Below are 14,075 nucleotides of genomic sequence, written 5' to 3'. Positions count from 1 at the left end.
CGCCCCCGGTTAGCCCGCCGGTAGCCGGATACCCCGCCCATGATGGCAGCGGCTCCGCCGATCATGCCGCCGACCACGGCCCCCTGCGCCATCCCGCCAACGAACCCTTCACCGGGGGTGACGTCAAACTGCAGCGGGCTGATCAGCGGATGCCCCGCGAACACGGCGTAGGACATTGCCGCGAAAGTAAGCACCATACCGATGCCGAAGACGACCATGCCCACCATGGTGGACCTGGCACCGGCACTTTCTGCGAGCTTCGCCGGATTGACACCGCGCCGCCGCGCATACCAAAGCGCGGCGAGAGACGGAAGCATCCCCGTCAGCACCAACAGCGCCGCAGGTAGGAGGAACAACCCAAAAACTGCGGAGATAACGGCCCCCAGGAGGCCCGCATAGAGTCCCACCGTCAAGCCAAAGGCATTGGACTCCATGAAAACGGACCGCTCCCGTTCGTCACCGTAGGCGGGGCTGTCCAAGTCCATAACTCTCCCTGCGGCTCGGTCAAGCCGGCTCGGCCTGCGTGTCATTTCCTGTCTCCCGACTCGTCGATGAAGAGTTCCTCAACAGTCCCGTCCAAGGCGCGCGCAATTTTCAGGGCAAGATATACAGACGGGGCATAGTCGCCCTGCTCGACGGCGATAATCGTCTGCCGGCTTACCCCCACCAGCTCGGACAGCTCAGCCTGGGTCATGCGCTTCTGCTTCCGGCGCTCACGCACCGGGCTTGCAAAGTCAGCCTTTCGAGGAACCATGCCGCAATGTTAGGAATCCTTGACACCAAAAGTCAAGGATTCCCGACATTTCCCTTTCTATCCGTCAGATGCGAGGTTGGCGAGCAGGGCCGCGAACGCGCAGAACTACCCCCGCGCCTGCACCAGGTTCGCGAACGGCAGCCGGCCATGGAGCTGGCGGAACTGCTCGTGATGCGCCGCGAGGGCCTCATTGAGCTCTTCCGCCGGAAGCTCCTTCCACGCGACCAGCAGCTTTCCGGCACCAGCCAGCTGCCAGACCAGCCGGCCGTCCCAGTGCCCCGGCGGCTTGCCCTTCCCGAAGTCCACGAACTCCTGGATCTGGCGGCGCAGCCCGCGGTTGCCCTTGCTGCCGGGACCGGCCTTCCCAAAGAAGAGGACGTCCGCGTCCGGAACCCATTCCTCCGCCAGGACCGCCTGGGACAGGGAGGGGTTCTTCCGCTTGAAGGTGCCGGCGGTGCTCTGGTCGAGGAACACCGGTTCAAACCCTGCGGGACGCAGCACGGCAAAGATGCCCTGCCGCTGCGGGATGCGGTTTATTTCCAAGCCCGCGATGGGCCGGAAGCCGGTAAATCCGTCCGCCTGAAGCGATTTCCGGTTCAAGGAAGTACTCAAGCCCCGGCCCCGCGCAGGGCAGCCACGGTATTCACCGCAGCAGCAAGCGCCTCATACCCCTTATCCTCCGAAGACCCCTCCAGCCCGGCACGGTCCAGCGCCTGCTCCTCGGTGTCGCACGTCAGCACCCCAAACCCGACCGGCGTTCCGGTCCGGACACTGACCTCGGTCAGCCCCTGAGTCGCCGAGGAGCACACGTAATCAAAGTGCGGGGTTCCGCCGCGGATGACGACGCCGAGAGCCACGACGGCGTCGAAGTGCGGTGCCAGCCGCGCGGCAGCCACAGACAGTTCGAAGGTGCCCGGGACCCGGATCACCTTGGGACCGAGCCCGGCGTCGGACGCCGCGCGGAGTGCCCCTTCGATAAGTCCGTTCATGACTTCGGTGTGCCAGCTGGCGGCAATAACCGCCACCTTGATGTCCAGGCCCTTGGCTTTGATGCCGCTGACGTCGTTTTCGGGGGCGCCGTGTCCGCTCATGTTTGATGTCCTTTGCTAGAAGAAAGAGTTAACTCTGCTTCACGGGATTGGCCCGCAGCAGGTTGAGGTGGTGGTTCATCCGGTCCCGCTTGGTCTGCAGGTACCGTTCGTTTTCGGCCCGTACCGGCACTTCGGAGGGCACCATCGCTTCCACGGTGACGCCAAACGCCTCCAGCCGCTCGCGTTTAACCGGGTTGTTGCTCAGCAGCCGGATGCGGCCCAGGCCCATTTGGAGCAGGATTTCCGCCGCAGCCTGGTAGTCGCGGGCATCCACCGGCAGGCCAAGCTGCTCGTTGGCCTCAACAGTGTCCGCACCTGCCTCCTGCAGCGCGTATGCCCGCAGTTTGTTCGCCAGCCCGATCCCCCGGCCCTCGTGTCCGCGCAGGTACAGCACGGTTCCGCCGTGCAGGCTGATCAAACCCAGCGCCTGTTCCAGCTGTTCACCGCAGTCGCACCGGTAGGACGCGAACACGTCTCCCGTCAGGCATTCGGAGTGCAGCCGTACCAGCGGCGTACCGGTTTCGGGGGAAGTTCCGGGGGCGGAGACAGCCAGGTGTTCCGCACCGGTGCGCGTATCGGTCCACACCTGGGCGGTAAAGTCACCGAACGCCGTCGGCAGCTTGACCTCGGGTCCCGGGACCACCTTCTCGGCGCCCTTCACCGCCGGCCTCCGGCGGATGCCGGCACCGCAGCCAGGTACGCCACCAGTTCATCGATGGAGACCAGGGCCAGCCCATGTTCGTCGGCGAACTCCCGCAGGGCGGGCAGTCGCATCATGGTCCCGTCGTCATGCACCAGTTCGGCAATCACACCCACCGGTGTGCATCCCGCCAGCTGCGCCAGTTCGACCGCGGCTTCGGTGTGTCCACGGCGGGCGCGGACCCCGCCGTCGTGCGCGCGGAGCGGAAAGATGTGGCCGGGCCGGTGCAGGTCCGCCGGCACGGAGGCGGGATCCGCCAGCACCCGGGAGGTCAGGGCGCGGTCACCGGCGCTGATCCCGGTGCTGGTGCCCAGGGCAGCGTCACAGGAAACCGTGTAGGCGGTGCCTTTGGCATCCTGATTCACCGCGGTCATGGGCGGCAGGTCCAGCCGGTCCGCGTAGCTGCCCGGCAGCGGCACACAGATGACGCCGGAGGTGTACCGAACGGTGAACCCCATCAGCTCCGGGGTGGCGTGCTGGGCGGCGAAGATGATGTCTCCCTCGTTCTCGCGGTCCTCGTCATCCACGACGACGACGGCGCGGCCCACGGCAATGGCGTCGACGGCGGCGGCGATGGGATCCAGCCGGATGCTCATGGCTGCACCGTCCCTTCTTCAGCGGCGGCGCCGGCAGAAGCCGCAGGCGCCGCAGGCCTGGCAAACGCCAGCAACCGTTCGGCGTACTTCGCCAGTACATCCACTTCCAGGTTCACGGGGCTTCCGGGCTGCAGGTCGCCGAGGCCGGTTTCGGCCAGGGTGGTGGGAATCAGCCCGACCTCGAACCAAGGCGCCGGGCCCTGCGGCGCGCTCACAGCAGTAACGGTGAGCGAGACGCCGTCGACGGCGATCGAGCCCTTCTCGGCGATGTACCGGGCCAGCTGCGGCGGCACACCGAAACGCAGCCGGTCCCAGCTGCCCAGGTCCTCGCGTTCCCGCAGCGTCCCGACGCCGTCCACATGGCCCTGGACCACGTGTCCGTCCAACCGTCCGCCGGCGGGAACACAGCGTTCAAGGTTCACCCTCCGTCCGGGCACCAGCCCGCCGGTGGTGGTGCGGTCCAGGGTTTCACCCATAACGTCCAATGAGATGCGGGCTCCGTCGATAGCCGTGGCGGTCAGGCAGACCCCGTTGACGGCGATCGATCCGCCCAGCCCCAGTTCCGCGGACGTGAGAGGAGCATCGATGACCAGCACCTTTCCGGCACCGGTGGCATCGGGTTCCAGGGAAACTACGCTGCCCTGTTCAGCGACAATGCCGGTAAACACGTCTGACGTCCTTACTCTGGTTCTTCGAAAGGAATAGGTTCAAGGTGCAGCCGCAGATCAGGCCCCACAGGCACGGCGGCGCCGCCGCCGGCCGGGTCCCAGCGCCAACGCTGGATCTGGGACATGGACGCGATTCCCAGGCCCGCGAACGCTGCAGTGCCCGCGCCCAGCAGCGCCGGGGCCGTGTACGCCACCAGCTCATCGGCGAGTCCGGCACGCAGGAAGGCTCCGGCCACGGTGCCCCCGCCCTCGACCATCACGTGCCGCACGCCGCGGGCATACAGTTCAGCGAGTACGACGGCGGGATCATGGGTTGGGATCTGCAGGAACCGGCCGTCGGTTCCCCGGACGGCGGCCTCGGCGGGAACCGGTGTGTGTCCCATGACCACGCGCAGCGGCTGCTTCTCCACCGCGCTGCCGTCCGGACTCCGGGCGGTCAGCCGGGGGTCATCGGCTTGAATGGTTCCGGTGCCGGCCACCACCGCGTCGGCCCGCCGGCGCAGATCCTGGGCCTCTGCCCGTGCCTCGGGCGAGGTAATCCACTGGCTGGTTCCGTCCGCCGCAGCGGTGCGGCCGTCCAGCGTCTGGGCCGTCTTGACCGTGACGAATGGGCGCCAGGAGGCCACTGCGGCTGCCCAGCGGGCATTCAGGTCCCGGGATTCGTCCGCCAGCAGTCCGCCCGCGGCCTCCACCCCGGCGGCAGTGAGAGCGGCAGCTCCCCCGGCGGCGGCGTCGTTGGCATCTGCGGCCGCGTACACGACCCGTGCAATTCCGGAGCGCAGGATGGCCTGTGAACAGGGTCCGGTGCGGCCGGTGTGGTTGCACGGTTCCAGGGTGACCACCATGGTCGCGCCGCGCACGTCCGCGCCCGCCGCGGCAGCGGATGCCAGCGCGTCAGCTTCGGCGTGTGCGGTTCCTGCTCCGCGGTGAAACCCGGTGGCCAGGACCTCCCCGGATGGAGCCAGGATCACCGCACCGACCAGCGGGTTAGCCCCGCGTACTCCCCGGCGGGCCAGCTGGAGCGCCTGCTCCATGGCCACCCGTTCCGCATCGGAGAAAGTCATGGCTACCGCACCGTCGGATCCGGCATGGAGACCTGCACCTGCGGCTTCTCACTGGCCTTGGCGCGCCACCAGACGAAGAACCCGATCAGGGTGAAGACCCCGTAGAACAGGTACATGAACGCCGTGGCGTAGTACCCGGCACTGAACAGCAGCGGCACGCCGACAATATCCACGGCGACCCAGATCAGCCAGAACTCGACCCACCCCTTGGCCATGCCGTAGGTGGCCAGCAGGGATCCGACGAACGTCCAGGCATCAGCCCACACCGGTTCGTAGGAGCCCAGCATGCCGAAGACGGGGGTGAGTGCCGCGGTACCCAGGATCATTCCCGCCACCAGGCCGATGCGTGCCCTGCCGGAGGCCCACTGCGGAGTGACGGCGTCGGCGCCCGAGCTCTTGCTGGCCTGCCAGCGGCGCCAGCCGTACACGGCGACGGCGATGAACATCACCTGCCGCCCGGCCTGGCCGAGCAGGTTCGCGGTGCTGGCATCGCCAAAGATCGAACCGAGGAAAACGGTGAGCAGCAGGGCATTGCCGGCGATTCCTACCGGCCAGGCCCAGATTTTTCGGCGCATGCCGCCGAGGGCGCTAAGCAGCCCGAAGATGTTGCCAAGTACTTCGCGCACCAGCAGGGAAGAACTCCCCACGGCGATCTGCGCGTCAAAGAGCCACCGCAAAAAATCCAATGTCGTTCCTTATCCCGTAGCGGCGGCTCCGGGGGTACGACAGTGCGATGCATCGACGCTGAAGGTACCCCATCGGGTACGCCGAAGCGTCGGAACAACAAACTGTACGTGCTTCTCCCATCCAGACTTTAACTGTCGGTACTGGAATTTCACCAGTTCAACCGCACATCCTGCTGAGGGATCCCAGCCGGACGTGCGGGTCGCGGACTATAACCGCCGGTTCGGAATTACACCGACCCCGGAGCACGTTTGTTAATCAATATTCTCACACAGGTGGATTGGACTGATTCAACTTTTTACGCGGTGTGTCTCAGGCCACACGCAGGTCGATCTCCCCGGGCGCTCCGCCGCCGGTGCCGAAGACCAGCTGCCGGTTGGCGACCTTGTCCGTGAAGAACCGGTCGTGGCTGACCACCACCACGGCGCCCGGGAAATGCAGCAGCGCCTGCTCCATGACCTGTGTGCTGGAAAGATCCAGGTGGTTGGTCGGTTCGTCAAGCAACAGGACGGAGGCCCCCGAAAGCAGGCACTGGGCCATGGCCACACGCGCCTTCTGGCCGCCGGAGAGGTTGCCGATCTTCTGCTTCAGGTCCGCCTCGGAGAACTGGAACATGGCCAGGAACCGGTTCACGGATTTCTTTGTCGCGGTCAGCGCCAGGCTGTCCGGCATCGCGTTGACCGCGTGGGTGACGGTGTCGGCGTCGTCCAGTTCCGCCAGGACCTGGTTATAGGAGACCATCCGGGCGCCGTTCGCCCAGGCGACCTTGCCGGCGTCGGGCGTTTCTTCGCCGGTCAGCACCCGCAGCAGGGTGGTTTTGCCGCTGCCGTTGGCACCGAGGACCACCAGCCGGTCACCGCGCTGGATCTCGAAGGAAACTTCGCTGAAGAGGGTCCTCTCCCCGTAGGACTTGGCCACGCCCTGCACGCGGCACAGGTTGTCCTTTACATGCAGGCCGGCGTAGATCTCGGTGATGATCTGGTCCACCGGACGCGGCGCACGGGATTTCTTGATCCGGGCGAGCTTCGAGCCCAGAGTCCGGCCGCCGGCCTTGGCAGCCTCGCGGCGGTCCGCGATCCCTTCGGCTTCGAAGGCCAGCAGCTCCGATTCGTGCACGAACTGGGAGGCCAGCTGCTTCAGCCGGAACTGCTTCTGGATGACATATTCGGCGAAGTTCCCCGGGTATTCATGCAGGTGGAAGTTCTCCACTTCGATGATCCGGGTCACCACGGCGTCCAGGAACGCCCGGTCGTGGGAGACGACGACGGCGGCGCCGCGGAAGTCCCGGAACCAGCCTTCCAGCCACTGGACACCATCGACGTCGAGGTAGTTGGTCGGTTCGTCCAGCAGCAGCACATCCGGTGCCTGCAGCAGGATCTTGGCCAGGGCGGCACGGTTCCGCCAGCCGCCGGACAGGGCATCGATCGGGCAGGTGCGGTGGGCTTCGCTGAATCCCAAGGTGGTGAGCGCCGCGTCGATCCGGCGCGGATAGTCCCATCCGTCCAGATGGTCCATGGTTTCAAAGAGCTCAGCCTGGCGGCGGATCAGCCGGTCCATGGTCTTGCCGTCCGGGTCGGTGCCCAGCGCCGCGTCGATCGAGGCCAGTTCCGCTTCCACGTCCTTGATCTCGGTGAACAGGCCGTCGAGGACTTCGGTCACCGTGGACTCCCCGGCCAGTTCGGAGAACTGGGAGAAGTACCCGATCTTCAGGCCCTCATCCACGCTCACAGTGCCGGAATCGGGTTCGATCTGCTGCAGGATGAGTTTCAGCAGCGTGGATTTGCCCGAACCGTTTTTGCCGATGAGCCCCACCCGGTCCTTAGGCTCCAAGCGGAAGAACACCTCCCGAAGGATCTGGTTCTTGTCGAAGCCAACGTTGACGTCCTGCAGCCTGATCAGGCTCATTCGGGGGTGTCCTCTCGGGATGGAAGCAAGCCACTCATCTTATCGGTCCAGCCGTGTCCCCTGTTGCCCGCGGGAGCACCGACGCATACTGGACGCGTTCGGCAGCGAATCCCTACAGGCGCGGGAGGTTCCCTCGATGGAACAGGCGACAACTCTGGTTTCCGGATTGGGGATGGGCGAATCCGCACGCTGGCACGGCGGAGAGTTCTACTTTGCGGACTGGACCGCCGGCACCATCTCGGCACTGGACGCTGTCGGCAACGTGCGGCGGATCACCGGAGTGCCCTCCTTTCCGATCACCTTTGACTGGCTGCCGGACGGGCGGATGGCGGTCGTTTCCGGGGCGGACGGTTCGGTGCTTCTCGAAGTCCCCCACGCGGGGCTGATTCCGCTGGCGGACCTCCGCGGGTTGTCGGCGCATCCCTGGAACGAAATTGCCGTCCACCCCTCCGGCAACATGTACGTCAACGGAATCGGGCAGGACTACGCGGGCGAGCCGCGGAACAACGGGCTGATCGCCCTCATCCGGCCGGACGGTTCAGTCCGGCAGGTCGCCGGAAACCTGGCTTTCCCCAACGGCATGCTGATTTCCGCAGACGGGAACACCCTGGTGGTTGCCGAGTCCTACGCCGGCAGGCTGAGCTCTTTCACGGTCCGTCCGGACGGGAGCCTGGAACCTGCCGGGACGTGGGCCGCAGTGGAGGGCAGCGCCCCGGACGGCATCAGCTGGGACGGCAGCGGCGGCATCTGGTTCGCTGAAGTTCCGGGCGAACGGTGTGTCCGCGTCCAGGAAGGCGGCGAGGTCCTCCAGACCATAGACCTGGAGGATGGCTGCTTCTCCTGCGCCGCCGGCGGTGACGACGGCGGCCTGTTGTTCATGATGACCGCGCAGTGGCCGCAGGTCATGGACCCCGGCTATGAGAAGACCGGCCGCGTCATGGTGCAGCGGGTTCGGCCGCCGGCACTTCCCTAGGCGGGGCTCCCCTGGCCGGGGCGGCTTACCGCGCTGGCCTGGGCCCGCAGTTTCGCAATCGCCTCATTCGGATCCGGTGTGCCGTAAACCGCTGAGCCGGCAACGAACACAGTGGCCCCCGCTTCCGCAGCGCGCTCGATGGTGTCCGGGGCGATCCCGCCGTCCACCTGGATCGCGATCGGCAGGCCGGAGCCGCGGACGGCCTCGGCAGCGCGGCGGATCTTCGGCAGGGTCACATCGAGGAACTTCTGCCCGCCAAAACCGGGTTCCACGGTCATGATCAGCAGCATGTCCAGCTCTGGCAGCATGTCCAGGTACGGCTCCACCGGAGTAGCCGGCTTCAAAGCCATGCCGGCCTTCGCGCCCCGGTCACGCAGTTCCCGCGCCAGCCTGATCGGGGCCGCAGCAGCCTCCACGTGGAACGTCACTGAGGCCAGCCCCGCTTCGGCGTACGCCGGAGCCCAGCGGTCAGCGTCAGCGATCATCAGGTGGGCGTCCAGAGGCAGGCCGCTGACCTCCTGGATCCGCTTCACGACCGGCAGGCCGATGGTCAGGTTCGGGACAAAGTGGTTGTCCATGACGTCCACGTGGACGGCGTCGGCGCAGCTGATCCGCTCCAGCTCAGCTTCCAGGTTCACGAAGTCGGCGGAGAGGATGCTCGGGTTGATGCAGCACTGGCTCACAGGGGTCTCCTAGATTTTGCGGCGGACCAGCGCCAGGAACATGGCATCGGTCTGGTGGACGTGGGGCCACAGCTGGGCCGTTGATTCGTGCCCGGCCCCGAGGGAACCGGTCAGGCTGACGGCATCCAGTGCGGCACCGGCGTCCAGCAACTCGAGGTCGTTGCGCTGGCGCAGCACGTCCGCAACGACGGCCTTCGTCTCGGCGGGGTGCGGAGAGCAGGTTACGTAGGCCACCACGCCGCCGGGCTTCACTGCGTCAACGGCAGTGAGCAGCAGCTCGCGCTGCAGGCTTCCCAGTTCGCCGACGTCGGACGGCTGGCGGCGCCAGCGCGACTCGGGCCGGCGGCGCAGGGCACCGAGGCCGGTGCAGGGAGCGTCCACCAGGATGCGGTCAAAGGTCTCAGGGTAGTCCTCGGCCACGGTGCGTCCGTCCCCGGTGCGCACGTTCCAGGTTTCCCCGGGAACGGCGTCCAGTGCCTGGCGGACCAGCTGGGCGCGGTGCGGTGCGGGCTCGTTGGCCAGGATCACCGCTCCCTTTTCGTGGGCCAGGGCGGCGAGCAGCGCAGCCTTGCCGCCGGGTCCGGCACACATGTCCAGCCATTTTTCCACCCCGTCCTCGTCCGGAGTAACGCCGTCCAGATCCAGCTCGGCCAGGGCACGGGCCACCAGCTGGGAGCCGGCGTCCTGGACCCGGGTGGTTCCGGCCCGGATAGATTCCAGCCGCCCGACATCGCCCGCTGAGAACAGTGCCGAATCCGCGACCAGTTCCCCGTCTACAGCGCCGGCTGCCCGGGCCTCGTCCAGGTCCCCAAGTCCGGGCAGGGCAACGAGGTTCACGACGGGCGCGTCATTGTCGGCCCGCAGCAGGTCGTCGATTTCCTCGACGCTGCGGCCGTGGGCGACGAGTGACTGGCGGAGCGCACGGACGATCCATTCGGGGTGGCTCTGCTCGATCGCCGCGCGGCGGATGGCGTCGGTGTCGCCTTCGGTCAGCAGCGCGGTCCACTCCCCCAGGTCCCGTGCTGCGACCTTCCGCAGCACCGCGTTGATCAAGGCAGACGGTCCGGCGCCGATCACGGCGCGGGCCAGGCCCACGGTCTGGTCCAGGGCCGCATGGGCCGGAACCCGCATGGCCAGAAGCTGGTGGGTGCCGATCCGCAGGGCATCCAGGACGGCAGGGTCCAGCTTCTCCAGCGGGCGGTCCACGCAGCGGGCAAGGATAGCGTCATACGTGCCCTGGCCGCGCAGGGCGCCGTAGGCCAGCTCGGTGGCGAAACCGGCGTCGCGCTTATCCAGCCGGTGCTTGCGGATGCTCTTAGGCAGCACCAGGTTGGCGTACGCATCCTCGCCGGAGACGGCACGGAGCACTTCGAAAGCGACCAGCCGGGCAGGATCCGCCGCACGGGTCCGCTGCGACGGCGCGGCCTGGGTATGGCTGCGGACCTTGGGCCGGCTGCGCTCGTGGCCCTTCGCATTGCGTTCGGTGCTGCTCATTCGAAAACCACGTCCTCACGCTGGCCTAGTCCCCGGGCCCAATCGGGTCCAGGCATCATTTTCTTGCCGGCCGGCTGGACCAGCGTCAGTTCCAGTGCCGTGCTTCCGGTTCCCACCAGGGCTTCGGCTCCGCTGCCGGACCCCAGCCGCACCTGGCCGGGGGCCAGGTCAGTGACATCCGGCCGCGGCACGGCAGCACCGATCTTGAACCGGGCTCCGTCCCACATGGTCCAGGCCCCGGGTTCCGGGGTGACGCCGTTGATCCGGCGCCGGAGCGCCAGGGCAGGCTGCTGCCAGTCCAGGTGTCCGTCTTCGATCGTCAGTTTGGGAGCCAGTGTCACGTCCCCGCTCTGCGGAACCGGAACGGCCTTCCCTGTCTGGACCGCGGCGAGGGTCTGCGCAAGCAGGACAGCACCGCTGTGCGAGAGCCGTTCCAGCAGTTCCCCGCTGGTCAGTGCGGGGTCCACGGTTTCGGTCAGCTGCCCGAAGACCGGCCCCGTATCCAGGCCCTTTTCCAGCAGGAAAGTGCTCGCCCCGGTGATCTCGTCACCGGCAATGATGGAATGCTGGACCGGAGCTGCCCCGCGCCAGGCCGGGAGCAGGGAGAAGTGCAGGTTGATCCAGCCGTGCGCCGGGATGGCCAGGGCGCGTTCGGGGATCAGTGCCCCGTAGGCAACGATCGCAGCGGCATCCGGCGCAAGTTCCGCAATGGCGGCAACGGCGTCGTCGTCGATTTTGTCCGCCCGGATCACCGGAAGGCCCAGTTCTTCGGCGCGGGCTGCGACCGGTGACGGAGTCAGCACGCGCTTGCGCCCCAGCGGCGCATCGGGTCTGGTGAGAACGCCGACGACGTCGAATCCGGCGTCGAGGAGGGCGTTCAGGGAAGGGACCGCCACAGCGGGCGTCCCGGCGAAAAGTACGCGCATCGCCACGCCTGCTTACGCTCCCGTGCTTTGTCCGAAGGTGCCGAAGCTGGATCCGACGGTCTGGGCGCGCTGGGTGACGGTGCGTTCGGCAATGGAATCGTAGTCGGCCATGCGGATGGCGCGAAGCGCGGCCTTCCGGTCCTCGCCCTCGAGCCGGTCAATGTAGAGGATGCCGTCCAGGTGGTCGGTCTCGTGCTGGAAGCAGCGGGCAAGCATTCCTTCGCCCTCCACCGTGACGGGATTGCCGTCCTTGTCCTGGCCGGTCACCCGGGTCCACCGGTACCTGGGCACGGGGTAGCCCAGGCCGGGAATGGAGAGGCAGCCCTCGACCTGGTCTTCCTGGCGGTCTTCGCTGAGTTCCAGGACGGGGTTCACGATGTGTCCGGCAACGCCGTCGATCCGGTAGGTGAAGACACGGAGGCTAACGCCCACCTGGGGTGCTGCGAGCCCGGCGCCTTCCACGTCCTCCATGGTCTCTTCCATGTCGGCCACAAGCTTGGCGAGCTCCGGACCGAACTCCGTCACTTCCTCAGCGGGAGTCCGCAGGACGGGGTCGCCGATGATCCGAATCGTCAGGATTGCCATCTGGAGTGTGTTCCTTACTCTTATTTCTCTGTAGCGCTAAGTCCTCGTGCTGAACCTAAGTCTAGTTGTGCGCAGGCTGCCCGGCGGGAACTGCATGGGCGCCGGAGGCCTGCACCGGCGGCGGAGCGATCGGAAGGAGCGCCCGGCCGGCCGCAGCGACGTCGTAATTTGTCTGCCAGACCCGCCGAAGCGCACAGAATTTGTACCAGTGCTGCGGAAGCACGTCAGGGTTGGCACGCATGGGCCGTACTTCGGTCTGCCCCACCGCGACGCCAAGGAGCAGCGGCTGCTCGCCGTAGGCCCACGGCTCCCACTCCCCCCGCCCCGCGTCGACCAGGGATTCTTCCGCTTTCATGCCGGCGACCAGCTGCATCACGACCTTGTCATCGAGCTGTTTGACCTGCCCGTCGCGGTCGGTGTTTTTGGTCTTGTAGTCGATCAGGCACAGCCGGCCGCCAATGCTGGCGACCAGGTCAAGGGTTCCTGCGTAACCGAGCTCGTGGTTCCAGACGGTGATTTCCGCGGCCAGGGGCTTCACCTGGTAGAGCTGCCACCATTCGTCGAAGCGGTCGGCAAACTGGTGCTCGCCGTGCTCGGCCAGCTTTTCGCGGGCTTCGGCAAGCTGGTGCGGCTGGTCGAGTGCCCGCAGTGCTACCTGCTCGCAGTAGAAGTGGACGCGGGTGCCGCGTTCGGCAGCGGCGTCGCGGTAGCGTTCGGACGCGCGGGAGGCCTCCTTGACGATGGTCTTCAGCTGCGCCTGGTTGCCGAGGGCCTGTCCCAGGCCTGGATGCTTAACGACAGCGCTGGCCGCCATATAGCTGTGCCAGCCGTCCAGGGAGGTGCTGCCCTGGGCGATGACAGTGGTGATTGAGGGAACCGCAGGAGGTTCGGACAGGGAGCGCGAGTACATGCGCCCGAACTCGGTAGTGTGCGCCAGTGCTGGTTCAGTCATATCAACAGTCTGTCACCCGGGTCTGACCTTTAAGCAAAAACAGGCACCGGAGCTGTTCCGGTGCCTGTCTGCGTATTTCTGTGGGCGATACTGGGTTCGAACCAGTGACCTCTTCGGTGTGAACGAAGCGCGCTACCACTGCGCCAATCGCCCTTGCGGGAGTTGCCTTTGAAGTGCTGCAACGTCTAAAGATGCTAGCCCACAATCGTGCCTCGTCAAAACCCGCTTGGGGGTGAATGCGCAAAGCGCGCCGATTGGACGAACTTCGAAACGTCCTATAGAGTTTTTCTTCGTTGGAAAGCGGGAGTTCGCCGCTGGAACGCCAACATGCGGACGTAGCTCAGCTGGCTAGAGCACCACCTTGCCAAGGTGGATGTCGCGGGTTCGAATCCCGTCGTCCGCTCGCAAGTCACTGTATTTCCGGCCCTCAAAAAGCTGGTCACGGTGGGGTGGCCGAGAGGCGAGGCAGCGGCCTGCAAAGCCGTATACGCGGGTTCGAATCCCGTCCCCACCTCGGTTACATGCACAACCCATTTATGGGCGCGATTGGCGCAGCGGTAGCGCGCTTCCCTGACACGGAAGAGGTCACTGGTTCGATCCCAGTATCGCGCACGAGGTTCAGCACCTTGTGTGTTGGATATTCATTTGCGGACGTAGCTCAGCTGGCTAGAGCACCACCTTGCCAAGGTGGATGTCGCGGGTTCGAATCCCGTCGTCCGCTCTCCTGTACTGAAGGCACCGGAATTCTTTCGGAACCAGTCAGTATCAGGCGCGATTGGCGCAGCGGTAGCGCGCTTCCCTGACACGGAAGAGGTCACTGGTTCGATCCCAGTATCGCGCACTCTGCGGACGTAGCTCAGCTGGCTAGAGCACCACCTTGCCAAGGTGGATGTCGCGGGTTCGAATCCCGTCGTCCGCTCCACGAAAAAGGAACCAGGCCCCTTCCGGGCCTGGTTCTTTTTTGTCTTCACATACCGGTTTGTAGCGCTGACTAGGGACA

General features: G+C 66.2%; 16 protein-coding genes, 7 tRNA genes and 1 riboswitch. Of the genes, 7 read left to right on the top strand and 16 right to left on the bottom strand.

What is annotated here, in order from left to right:
- From TVB01_RS04485 to TVB01_RS04440, 10 genes are all read right to left on the bottom strand, one after another.
- A partial coding sequence (locus tag TVB01_RS04485) for a hypothetical protein (protein WP_422454443.1) occupies nucleotides 1–485 on the bottom strand: 485 nt, incomplete at its 3' end.
- Between the two features lie 41 nt (nucleotides 486–526).
- A complete protein-coding gene (locus TVB01_RS04480; protein ID WP_422454442.1) occupies nucleotides 527–754 on the bottom strand; it encodes a helix-turn-helix transcriptional regulator in 228 nt (75 codons plus the stop codon).
- A 105-nt stretch (nucleotides 755–859) separates the two neighbouring features.
- Nucleotides 860–1,354 carry a hypothetical protein gene (locus TVB01_RS04475; RefSeq protein WP_422454440.1) on the bottom strand — a complete coding sequence of 165 codons (495 nt, stop codon included), beginning with the start codon at nucleotides 1,352–1,354 and terminating at the stop codon, nucleotides 860–862.
- Between the two features lie 8 nt (nucleotides 1,355–1,362).
- On the bottom strand, nucleotides 1,363–1,845 hold the full coding sequence (ribH, locus tag TVB01_RS04470) for a 6,7-dimethyl-8-ribityllumazine synthase (protein ID WP_422454438.1): 483 nt from the start codon (nucleotides 1,843–1,845) through the stop codon (nucleotides 1,363–1,365).
- A gap of 28 nt (nucleotides 1,846–1,873) precedes the next feature.
- Complete coding sequence (gene ribA, locus TVB01_RS04465; protein ID WP_422454436.1) at nucleotides 1,874–2,506, bottom strand: GTP cyclohydrolase II; 633 nt, start codon at nucleotides 2,504–2,506, stop codon at nucleotides 1,874–1,876.
- Nucleotides 2,503–3,141 (bottom strand): 3,4-dihydroxy-2-butanone-4-phosphate synthase, encoded by a 639-nt coding sequence (ribB, locus tag TVB01_RS04460; RefSeq protein ID WP_422454434.1) that lies wholly within the window; start codon nucleotides 3,139–3,141, stop codon nucleotides 2,503–2,505. Before ribB ends, ribA begins: the two co-directional genes overlap by 4 nt.
- Nucleotides 3,138–3,809: a riboflavin synthase gene (locus TVB01_RS04455; protein WP_422454432.1), complete on the bottom strand. Its 672-nt coding sequence runs from the start codon at nucleotides 3,807–3,809 to the stop codon at nucleotides 3,138–3,140. The genes ribB and TVB01_RS04455 overlap by 4 nt, the downstream gene beginning before the upstream one ends.
- 11 nt (nucleotides 3,810–3,820) lie before the next feature.
- Complete coding sequence (ribD, locus tag TVB01_RS04450) at nucleotides 3,821–4,873, bottom strand: bifunctional diaminohydroxyphosphoribosylaminopyrimidine deaminase/5-amino-6-(5-phosphoribosylamino)uracil reductase RibD (protein WP_422454430.1); 1,053 nt, start codon at nucleotides 4,871–4,873, stop codon at nucleotides 3,821–3,823.
- Nucleotides 4,874–4,875: 2 nt separating this feature from the next.
- Nucleotides 4,876–5,559: a nicotinamide riboside transporter PnuC gene (pnuC, locus tag TVB01_RS04445; RefSeq protein WP_422454428.1), complete on the bottom strand. Its 684-nt coding sequence runs from the start codon at nucleotides 5,557–5,559 to the stop codon at nucleotides 4,876–4,878.
- A 104-nt stretch (nucleotides 5,560–5,663) separates the two neighbouring features.
- A riboswitch (FMN riboswitch) is annotated at nucleotides 5,664–5,810 on the bottom strand.
- Nucleotides 5,811–5,869: 59 nt separating this feature from the next.
- Nucleotides 5,870–7,462 (bottom strand): ABC-F family ATP-binding cassette domain-containing protein, encoded by a 1,593-nt coding sequence (locus tag TVB01_RS04440; RefSeq protein WP_422454426.1) that lies wholly within the window; start codon nucleotides 7,460–7,462, stop codon nucleotides 5,870–5,872.
- Between the two features lie 136 nt (nucleotides 7,463–7,598).
- Here TVB01_RS04440 and TVB01_RS04435 point away from each other — a divergent pair, with 136 nt between their 5' ends.
- Nucleotides 7,599–8,435 carry an SMP-30/gluconolactonase/LRE family protein gene (locus TVB01_RS04435; protein WP_422454424.1) on the top strand — a complete coding sequence of 279 codons (837 nt, stop codon included), beginning with the start codon at nucleotides 7,599–7,601 and terminating at the stop codon, nucleotides 8,433–8,435.
- Here TVB01_RS04435 and rpe read toward each other — a convergent pair.
- The 6 genes from rpe to TVB01_RS04405 form a co-directional block, all read right to left on the bottom strand.
- Nucleotides 8,432–9,118: a ribulose-phosphate 3-epimerase gene (rpe, locus tag TVB01_RS04430; RefSeq protein WP_422454422.1), complete on the bottom strand. Its 687-nt coding sequence runs from the start codon at nucleotides 9,116–9,118 to the stop codon at nucleotides 8,432–8,434. The genes TVB01_RS04435 and rpe overlap by 4 nt on opposite strands.
- A 9-nt stretch (nucleotides 9,119–9,127) precedes the next feature.
- Nucleotides 9,128–10,612: an RsmB/NOP family class I SAM-dependent RNA methyltransferase gene (locus TVB01_RS04425; RefSeq protein ID WP_422454420.1), complete on the bottom strand. Its 1,485-nt coding sequence runs from the start codon at nucleotides 10,610–10,612 to the stop codon at nucleotides 9,128–9,130.
- On the bottom strand, nucleotides 10,609–11,538 hold the full coding sequence (gene fmt / locus TVB01_RS04420) for a methionyl-tRNA formyltransferase (protein ID WP_422454418.1): 930 nt from the start codon (nucleotides 11,536–11,538) through the stop codon (nucleotides 10,609–10,611). Before fmt ends, TVB01_RS04425 begins: the two co-directional genes overlap by 4 nt.
- A 12-nt stretch (nucleotides 11,539–11,550) precedes the next feature.
- Nucleotides 11,551–12,123 (bottom strand): peptide deformylase, encoded by a 573-nt coding sequence (def, locus tag TVB01_RS04415; RefSeq protein ID WP_422454415.1) that lies wholly within the window; start codon nucleotides 12,121–12,123, stop codon nucleotides 11,551–11,553.
- Nucleotides 12,124–12,184: 61 nt separating this feature from the next.
- Nucleotides 12,185–13,075 carry a cytochrome gene (locus tag TVB01_RS04410; RefSeq protein WP_422454414.1) on the bottom strand — a complete coding sequence of 297 codons (891 nt, stop codon included), beginning with the start codon at nucleotides 13,073–13,075 and terminating at the stop codon, nucleotides 12,185–12,187.
- 81 nt (nucleotides 13,076–13,156) lie between these two features.
- Nucleotides 13,157–13,228: transfer RNA gene (locus TVB01_RS04405), tRNA-Val, on the bottom strand.
- A 176-nt stretch (nucleotides 13,229–13,404) separates the two neighbouring features.
- Between TVB01_RS04405 and TVB01_RS04400 the strand changes: the two genes are divergently transcribed.
- The 6 genes from TVB01_RS04400 (at nucleotide 13,405) to TVB01_RS04375 (ending at nucleotide 13,997) form a co-directional block, all read left to right on the top strand.
- Nucleotides 13,405–13,478: transfer RNA gene (locus TVB01_RS04400), tRNA-Gly, on the top strand.
- Nucleotides 13,479–13,518: 40 nt separating this feature from the next.
- Nucleotides 13,519–13,589 (top strand) — tRNA-Cys (locus TVB01_RS04395).
- A gap of 26 nt (nucleotides 13,590–13,615) precedes the next feature.
- Nucleotides 13,616–13,687 (top strand) — tRNA-Val (locus TVB01_RS04390).
- A 35-nt stretch (nucleotides 13,688–13,722) separates the two neighbouring features.
- Nucleotides 13,723–13,796: transfer RNA gene (locus TVB01_RS04385), tRNA-Gly, on the top strand.
- A gap of 48 nt (nucleotides 13,797–13,844) precedes the next feature.
- Nucleotides 13,845–13,916, top strand: a tRNA-Val gene (locus TVB01_RS04380).
- Between the two features lie 4 nt (nucleotides 13,917–13,920).
- Nucleotides 13,921–13,997 (top strand) — tRNA-Gly (locus TVB01_RS04375).
- Nucleotides 13,998–14,075: the final 78 nt, after the last annotated feature.

Source organism: Arthrobacter sp. 7Tela_A1 (assembly GCF_049311065.1).
Lineage (GTDB): Bacteria > Actinomycetota > Actinomycetes > Actinomycetales > Micrococcaceae > Arthrobacter_B.
This window is presented reverse-complemented; position numbering and strand designations above follow the sequence as displayed.